General features: G+C 52.9%; 5 protein-coding genes. 4 read left to right on the top strand and 1 reads right to left on the bottom strand.

The window, feature by feature from the left end; all coding sequences use genetic code 11:
- Window positions 1–155 precede the first annotated feature (155 nt).
- The 4 genes from AC0QH1_RS14095 to AC0QH1_RS14110 all read left to right on the top strand — a co-directional run bounded on the left by AC0QH1_RS14095 (window position 156) and on the right by AC0QH1_RS14110 (window position 8,084).
- Entirely contained in the window at window positions 156–272 is a 117-nt protein-coding gene (locus AC0QH1_RS14095) for a photosystem II reaction center protein I (protein WP_324631800.1), read from the top strand.
- A gap of 118 nt (window positions 273–390) precedes the next feature.
- A complete protein-coding gene (locus AC0QH1_RS14100) occupies window positions 391–2,925 on the top strand; it encodes a DUF3769 domain-containing protein (protein ID WP_324631801.1) in 2,535 nt (844 codons plus the stop codon).
- 435 nt (window positions 2,926–3,360) lie between these two features.
- Window positions 3,361–6,522 carry a diguanylate cyclase gene (locus tag AC0QH1_RS14105; RefSeq protein WP_324631802.1) on the top strand — a complete coding sequence of 1,054 codons (3,162 nt, stop codon included), beginning with the start codon at window positions 3,361–3,363 and terminating at the stop codon, window positions 6,520–6,522.
- Window positions 6,523–6,992: 470 nt separating this feature from the next.
- Window positions 6,993–8,084 carry a hypothetical protein gene (locus AC0QH1_RS14110; RefSeq protein ID WP_324631803.1) on the top strand — a complete coding sequence of 364 codons (1,092 nt, stop codon included), beginning with the start codon at window positions 6,993–6,995 and terminating at the stop codon, window positions 8,082–8,084.
- A gap of 2 nt (window positions 8,085–8,086) precedes the next feature.
- On the opposite strand, the gene AC0QH1_RS14115 is transcribed toward AC0QH1_RS14110, so the two are convergent.
- Window positions 8,087–8,602, bottom strand: coding sequence for a phycobiliprotein lyase (locus AC0QH1_RS14115; RefSeq protein WP_324631804.1), 516 nt, complete (start codon window positions 8,600–8,602; stop codon window positions 8,087–8,089).
- Window positions 8,603–8,993 lie beyond the last annotated feature (391 nt).

Below are 8,993 nucleotides of genomic sequence, written 5' to 3' on the forward strand. Positions count from 1 at the left end.
GTGATGGTAGCCTCGGTACCTATGACAAAGGCCAAATTGTTGAGTCCCCGGATGAGGTGAAAGTCTCAAGTCCGGTTCTGAAGACGAGTAGTTTTGGTGACAGAATTACTTAGTTTAACACTATTGCAGCTTTTCCAAACACTGGAGTTATCTCTATGCTGACCCTCAAAATCGTTGTTTATCTCGTTGTTGGCTTCTTCGTTTCCTTATTCATCCTTGGATTTTTAAACGGAGACCCGGCACGCAACCCCAAACGGCGCGATTTAGAATAAGCAAGGCGAACACCTTGCAAGTCATGGTAGGGGCGGCTCATAGGGTCGCCCCTTGTTGCGAACGCGCCGTGCAGGGGTGGCGTCTGGTTTGTGGGTTATTGAGAACGTTAACAGAACTATGGATTATCCGGTTACGCCACCCGAACCCCCTGCGATCGTGAATTACGAATCGTCCCAGTCTCAGGAGGCTGAGGCGATCGCCCCTGAATTGGCCAAAGTCAATCCCCCTCTGGAGACCGAAACCCTTGGGCCGGAGTTTTCCCAGGCATCCAGCAACGCCGCATTGCTCGGTCCGCCGATGGAGGTGAGTTCGCCCCTCAAACCGGTGAAATCTGCAGCCCCCGAGAGAAGCACAGCAGAAGCAGTCCCCTCGCCGCAGGGCGATCGCCACCGGGAGAAAGCCGCATCGAAACAGTTGCCCGAATTAGAGCCATCCTCCACCGAAGATGCCCTGCGAGACGCAGACACAGAAAACCAGGAATTTACCACCACATTAAACATTGGTCTCGATTGGATGTTCAGCCGGGGGGAAGACATCACCGCCACCAAATCCTCCCCGGTGGAAGCCAACCGCGAAGCAGAAAACCCCACATTTGTCAGCCCCTTACTCTCAACCGGGGTTGAGTGGATGCTCAACCAGGGGAAAGAACTCGCCCCCACCCCCGCCACTACCGCCTCCCCGAGGATTGTGGCGAAGGGAGAAACCCGGGATGTGTATCCCGAGAGGCGGGCCACCACGGCTCGAGAAAGCCCCCGGGAGAGAGAATCGCCGCAGAGTGCAGCAGAGGCGGGGAAAGACAGAGACGAACAAGTTGCTAGCGCCGAGGAAGAAAGCGCCGCCGAAGAAACGGCGATCGCCCCTGCACAGACGATTGAATTGAAAGCCGATCGGCAAGAATTCGATCGCCAGCGACAAATTGCCACCGCCGAAGGAAACGCGCAAATGCGGGCGCGCGGGGCGCTGTTAGATGCCGAACAACTGCAAGTCAACCTCGAGACCCAGATCGCGGTAGCACAAGGCGACGTAGTGTATGCCAAAGGGCAACAAGTGCTGCAAGGCGATCGCCTAGAATACGATATGGTGCAAAATCGCGGCGGCATGGATCGCGCGCGCGGGGATATTTTTGTACCCACCACCGGCCAAGATTTTGGCCCGACCTTGCCCACGGATGTTAGCCCCAGGGCACTACAGCAACAGAATTTGGTCGATCGCCTGCGCGCCGGGGAACCGCCGAACAGAATCCGACCCACCGGGGCAATTTCCATCGGTGCCGGTGTGGGCGGGGGAGTGAACGTCCCGCAAACCGCCGGCACGATTAACCGGGTGCGGTTTGAATCCGATCGCCTCAACTTCAGTTCCCAAGGGTGGGAGGGCCGCAACGTGCGACTGACGAACGACCCCTTTTCCCCCCCCGAGTTAGAGATTCGCGCCGATCGCGTCACCTTTCGCCAATTATCCCCGCAGCAGGATGAAATCGTCGCCACCCGTCCCCGGTTGGTGTTTGACGATTTCCTGTCGATTCCGTTATTGAAAGAGCGGTTTTTAATCGATCGCCGCGATCGCGATCCGTCATTGATTCGCTTTGGATACGATCGCAACGATCGCGGTGGGATTTATGCCGAAACCACCTGGGTACCCCCAAATTCGGGCAACGATCCCGTGCAATTGAGAATTCTCCCCCAATTTTACCTGCAACGGTCCTTAGAAGAAGGCACCGGCAATTTAGGGCGACTGTGGGGGGTGAAAGCTGACTTGGAAGCCTATCCCGGCCCGAGGACTTTTGTTGAGGGATCGGCGGAACTGACCAATTTAGATTTTAACGATGGGGAAGAGAACTTGCGGGCAAGTTTGCGGTTGCGTCAGGGCGTGGCGAACCATGTGGTGACTGGGGAATATTCCTATCGCGATCGCTTGTTTAATGGGTCGTTGGGCTATCAAACCGTGCATCAAAACGTGGGGATGGTGATTGCGTCGCCCGTGATTTCCCTGTGGAAGACGGGAATCAACCTCAGCTATCAAGCCAGCGCCCAGCATATCACCGCCGACAGCGATCGCCTGGAATTGCTCGAACCGGTGCGGGAAAATAACCGAATTCAGCTAGGGCGCTATCAAGCCAGCGCCGCCGTTTCCAAAAGTTTAGTGCTGTGGAAAGGGGAAGAATTGCCCCGTACCCGCACCCAAGGATTGCGCTATACCCCCGCCCCGGTGACTCCCTACATCCGCATTTTCGGAGGGCTGACAGGGGTGGCTACCGCCTATACCTCCGACGATATCCAAAATTCCCTCACCGGTTCGATCGGGATTCAAGGTCAATTTGGCCACTTTGCGCGCCGCTGGTTGGACTATACTGGATTTAACTTGAGTTTGTCGCGGGTGTGGTTTAAAGGGGAATCGCCCTTTATTTTCGACCGCATTGCCGATTCTAAAGTGCTATCTGCAGGATTGACCCAGCAACTGTACGGACCGTTTCGCGCCGGGGTGCAAACTTCCTTCAATTTGGATACCGGGGAACGAATCAGTACGGATTTGACCTTAGAATACAGCCGCCGCACCTACGGGATTCGGGTGAATTACAATCCCGAACGCCGAGAAGGCTCTCTGAGTCTGTCGATTAACGACTTTAACTGGACCGGTGGCGGACAACCGTTTTGAAGGATTTCCCAGGGGCAGAAAAGAAGTTATAATGGAACGTTAGATTTTTTGTAATTTTGATTTGGGGTTTCAGTTCGCGTTGGGCGATCGCGGGTTTCAACGAGTTCGAACCCTCGCACCTGTAGGGTGGGCACAGCCCACCCTACTCTGCTTTTCCCTGTTTTTTGCCCCTGCAGTTTTACTCCAGGCACAAAATAATTTAACTGACGTCGGCAAACTCGTCAAGGAGCGATCGCTTTGGCTTGGTATAACATTTCTCCGGGCGGAAAACTTCACTCTGAGGATGGATGCAGCTTAGGGGAAAAATCTGCAATAATAAGTAAGCCGGAGAATTATCCGCACCATAATTCTCTATAGCGTATTATTCCTGCCTAGAATTCACACCAATTTTGGTAACGAGAATATCTAAACCTGATTATTTCCGGTTGTGTTTCCATGAGTACCATCAAACCCATTTCTATGCAACTTAAAGATTTACCCATATCTTCATTAGCGCCAGAAACCGCTATCGAACGTAATATTTTAACCGTCCATCCGGAAACGGAATTAGTCCAAGCGATCGCCTTACTCTTAGAAAAAAGCCAGAGTTGCCAGTGGCCGAAATTTACGCCTTCGTCCTATAAGAATAACGGAAATAAAATTCCCCCGAATTGCATTTTAGTGGTAGAAGACGAGCGACTTGTCGGACTGCTAACCGAGTGGGATTTTGTGCAGTTTGCCGCTCGAGAAATGAATCTAGAAGGCGTCATCGTTGCTGACGTAATGACCTTCAACTTGATTACCCTGCACGAAGCGGATGTTCGAGATATTTTTAGCGTTCTTCAAATTTTTAGGAAGCATAAAATTCGCCACTTACCCATTGTCAGCGAAAGCGGAAAAGCGGTGGGAATTGTTACCCTCGATACCATTCGCCGAATCCTCAAACCCGCCGATTTGCTGAAACGACGAAAAGTCGAAGAAGTGATGGCAACCGACATGATTCATGCCGAACCCAGTACCTCGTTGCTCGATATCGTTCAGCAAATGGTAGCGCATCGAGTCAGTTCTGTCGTGGTCATCGACAAATCCCCTGGGGTAGACGGTGCGAATTTAAACAACGGTTCGGCGATGGTGCCGATCGCGACGATCTCCGAACGAGATATCGTCCATTTTTTAGCCCTCGAACTGGATCTCGAACAGATTCCCGCCGAAAAGGTGATGCGTGCGCCGCTTTTTTGCTTGCATCAGCAAGAGTCGGTATGGACCGCCCATCAGCAGATGCAGCGACGCAATTTAGAACGGGTAATTATCTGCGGCAATAACGGAGAATTGCTCGGAATTATTACCCAAGGGAGTTTGATGGAAACCCTGGATTCGAGTCAACTGTATCAGGTGATTCAGGGATTAGAGCAAAAAGTCTGGACCTTGCAAGCAGAGAAAGTCGAACTGTTGCACAATCGCAACATCGAACTGGAAAGAGAAGTTAACCTTCGCACGGCAAAACTACAGGAACAAGCTTCGAGAGAGCGTCTTTTAGCGAGAATTGCCCTGCGGATTCGCGAGTCGCTCAATCTCGAGGAAATTCTGAATACCACCGTATCTCAGGTTAGGCAACTGCTGCAAACCGATCGGGTGATTATTTATCGCTTTGAACCGGATTGGAGCGGGATGGTTGCCGTAGAATCGGTGAGAAACAAGCACTTATCGATTCTCGGCAGAACGATAAAAGATACCTGCGCCGAATCTTGGGTGGCACCGTATAAAAAAGGACGCACGAAAGCGATTGAAGATATTTATCGGGCCAAATTGACTCAGTGTCATGTGGAATTTCTGGAGCAATATCAGGTTCGAGCGAATTTAGTGGTGCCGATTTTGCAAGGAGAAGAGCTGTGGGGATTGCTGATTGCCCATCACTGTACCGAGCCGAGAAAATGGAAGCAATCGGAAATTGATTTTCTGCAAAAATTGGCCACGCAAGTAGCGATCGCCATCAAACAATCCACCTTATTCGAGCAAGCTCAACTCGAACTCGATCGCGCCACCCACGCGGAAGTACAACTGCAACAATCCAAAGATGAATTAGAAATCAAAGTTCAAGAACGCACTGCGGAATTAAAGCAAGCCAACGAGCAACTGCAGCGCGAAATTCAGGAGCGCAAGCACTCCCAAGCCGAACTGCTTTCCAGCCAACGGTTTATTCAGCGAATTGCCGAAACCACGCCGGATATTTTGTACATTTACGACTTGAGCGAACGACGAAATCTTTATGAAAATCGCCCGATCGCCGAAATTCTCGGTTATGCGCCGGAACAAATTCGCCACATGGGAGAGGGGGTATTCGAAACCCTATTGCACCCGGAGGATGGCGATCGCGTGCGAGGATATTTCCAACGGCGAATCACCCTAGAGGAGGATGACATTCTCGAGTTCGAGTATCGGCTCAAAGACGCCAGCGATCGCTGGCGCTGGTTCATCAGTCGCGACACGGTATTTTCGCGCAGCGATCGCGGCATCCCGGAGCAGATTCTCGGCACCGCCAGCGACATCACCTATCGCAAGCGCGCCGAAGAAGACTTGCACGAAGCCAATGCCAAACTCAAAGGCTGGGTGAGCGAACTGGAAAAACGCAACCAAGAAATGGATCTGCTCGGGCAAATGAATGAATTCCTGCAAGCGTGCTTGAGCGTGGAAGAAGCCTACAAGGCCCTGAGCGCCCTGATAGAACCCTTATTTCCCGGCACTTCGGGAGGGGTATTCATTCTCGACGATGCGAACAATGTAGTCGAGGCGGTGTCCACGTGGGGCGAGTCTCTCCCCACCCAAACGATGTTTGCCCCCAATGAATGCTGGGCACTGCGTCGGGGTCAGTTGCATTGGGTCGATCGCCACTGTGCCGGGTTAGCCTGCAACCATATCCACTCTGACTCGCACTGGGCGGAGTCGGTGTGCGTGCAGACGATGGCCCAGGGTGAAACGATGGGGATGTTTTATCTGGCAAGCCAAGAAGCGGGGGCACTGACCCCGGCGAAACGCCAGTTGGCGCGCACGGTGTCGGAACATGTCTCCCTGGCATTGGCGAATTTAAAACTGCGCGAAACCCTGCACAATCAAAGCATTCGCGATCCGCTCACCGGGCTTTACAATCGGCGCTACCTGCAAGATTCTTTAGAACGGGAAATCCACCGCGCCTCCCGAGGAAAGCAAACCCTCAGCGCGATCATGCTCGACGTGGATCGCTTCAAGCAGTTTAACGATACCTTCGGTCACGATGCGGGGGATGCCATTCTGCGCGCCCTGGGGGAATTCGTGCAAAACAACATTCGCACCTCGGATATCGCCTGTCGCTATGGCGGCGAAGAGCTAACCGTGATTATGCCCGATGCGTCTCTTGATGATGCCTATCGCAGAGCCGAGGAACTCAGAGAAGGGGTGAAACAGTTGCAGGTGCAGCATCGCGGTCAATCCCTCGGTTCGATTACCATTTCGTTGGGGGTGGCTTGTTTTCCCGAGTGCGGTTTGAGCGCTGAGGCGACTTTGGAGGCGGCTGACGCAGCATTGTATCGCTCCAAAAGCCAGGGCCGCGATCGCGTCACTCTTGCCGAAGGTGACTCTGGGTAGTTTAACCGACTCTTTTTTGCATACCACAACCGTGACGAATTGTCAAGAGCAGGGGCGAAAATTCTTGCAGGTTGACCCTTCCTCGGGCAAGGGTGGTGAGACTGTCTCTTCATTCCCTGGGTGATGTAATTCCACATTTGCCGATGGATTCTAGAAGAAGAAAACGAGTCATGCACGGGTAGGGGGTGAAAACGGCACAGTTTTGCGATCGCAAGGGGACAATCGCCACACCATGCCCGCCCTCGGATTCGCGCTGCAATCCCCATAGCCTTTCGGGGATGGAGGCGAGGATGGGGTCTGAGTGTTGGGATGATATGGGGTTGGATTCGCTTTCCCCCGGGGAGAATCCCTCGGGAACGCGAACCGTTGGGTTTGGCTGAAGCGCAGGGGCAAAATCGGCGCATGGAATGGGGCGGTTGCGCGAAGAAGTTGGGGACTTATTTCATGCACTGTAAAAGTGAATTGTTACGATGGTCACGGTTAAAAATTTTGGAGTAAGAAAAAATAGCGATCGGCAAAACTTAAAATCAGGAAAAGCTGGAATTCGCCCACAGGCAGTAACGATGACAGAAGCGGCTAAAGATACCGCAGTTGCCAGTGTCAAGGCACTGCTGGTTCACTACAGTTTTGATAGAGGGGGCAAGACCCCAGAACAGTTGGTTGCCGAATGGCTCAAAGAGTATCCGGCAGCTTGGGTGCGTCTGGGGGCGATCGAGGCATTGTACCAAGGGCGGTACAAAGCCGTTTCGGTGACGCATATTTTGGCCTGTTGGAAACGGCGCAATCAGCCGCTTTATCATTTCAACCACGAATTTGAAAGTTTAGTTTGCAGCAAATTGCCTGTGGAGTGGAAAGCGTCGGGGCAAACCGATTCTCCTCCCGCCAGGATCGAAGCGGTCTCGCCCCAGTTGGAAGAGGTGCCAGAAATTGCCCCTCCACCGGTAAAACCTGCGGATCCACCCGCCGGGGTATTCTCCCCAAAACCCACCGCCAAGGGTCGGCCCCCTGGGGAAAGCCAACCCGCGGAACAGAAAAAATCCTCGGGAGATGCGCGGCGATCGCCACCACCCTGGGGGGCGGAGTTACCGAAACAGCCATCGCCGCAAAGCGATCGCCCTGCTTCCCCTACCATTGGCGATCGGAAGAAAACTTCTCCGCCTCCCCCTTCTCCCGCTAAACCCGCTTCCGCATCCTCTCGGCCCGTCGCCAAGTCCCCCAAGGTGCCATCGCTTCTGAGTCGGGAACAACTCATCGAAGCGGTGGATAGCGAACTTGACGATTTGCTCGCGGATCTGTGGCGCGAAAAACCCGCCCCATCTGCGCCGCCATTGTCTCCCAACTCCGGGGCGTCTAAAACATCTAAACCGCCCGAACAACCCTTACCCGAGACTCGCGCCCCCGAGAAAAGCGAATCCGTACGCCACCGGGATGGCGAGTCTTTGCCTGAAAGTCCGATTCATCAGTTCACCCCCAAGGTGCCGCCATCGGATTTCTACTCCAGGCTGAAAGCGGTTGCCCAAACCCCTCGCGAGTCTGCCCCGAATCAGTCCGATACCCAGTGAGGTTATCCTTTCATGCGAATTTCGCTATAGAAAGATGCTTTGCTAAAACCGTCGGGCTGTTTGACGATGCTCGTCCGCAGTCGCAAATTTTCACTGGCAAACCAGATGCGCTCTTCGGCGTAAAGGGTGTCCGACTCGGCGATTAGAGTCACGGCGTCATCGCTGCCAATCAGGAAGCGACCCCGTAGAAAACTGTCGGGGGAAGGGGGTTGGTGCAATAGTTTCCCTTCGGTGGATTGAGGGCGATCGCCCAAGGGGACGAGAATTGTGGCCCCGGATTCTTTGGGTTCGTTAAACATGGGTTTGCTTTCCCATCGGATCCGGGCAGCACATAGGGCGTCCGCCGGATCCACCCCCTGCTGTTGGCACAGTTGCACCACGTCGGTTTCGGTGGTGGAAAGGGGGTCTATCCATAAATCGGTGGTGGCTGCAGTGGATCGATCGGCAACTAAATCTTGACGGGTTCTCTGAGAGAACCACTTCCCGGCACTGCGATCGAAAAACTCGATGATGTCCATTAACGAAGCTATCTCGCGTCACTTTTTCTTTGCTCTGTCACTATCCTACGCCGAATTGACTCTGAATCATCGCCGTAGATGCGCGGGAGTGGAAAATTGAGACTGGAGAATTGATAATTGGAAATTAAAAATTGAGCATTGAGCATTGATAATTGAGAATTGATAATTGATAATTAGAAATTTAGCTGGGAGGATTGACAAGTTACAATTTGTGAAAAGCAACGGTAGATATTTAATTGTCTTCTCAGAAACAAACCGTACACTTTAGGTTTTAAATCTTTAGGTTTACAATAGATCCTGCCGCAGTTGGTATAACGTCAGGGACTCCGTAGAAACCAACCCCATGTCTAAAGCCAGGGGCTTGTACTTCTAACCACCTGACCAGCCTAAA

Source organism: Phormidium sp. CCY1219, from assembly GCF_055795085.1.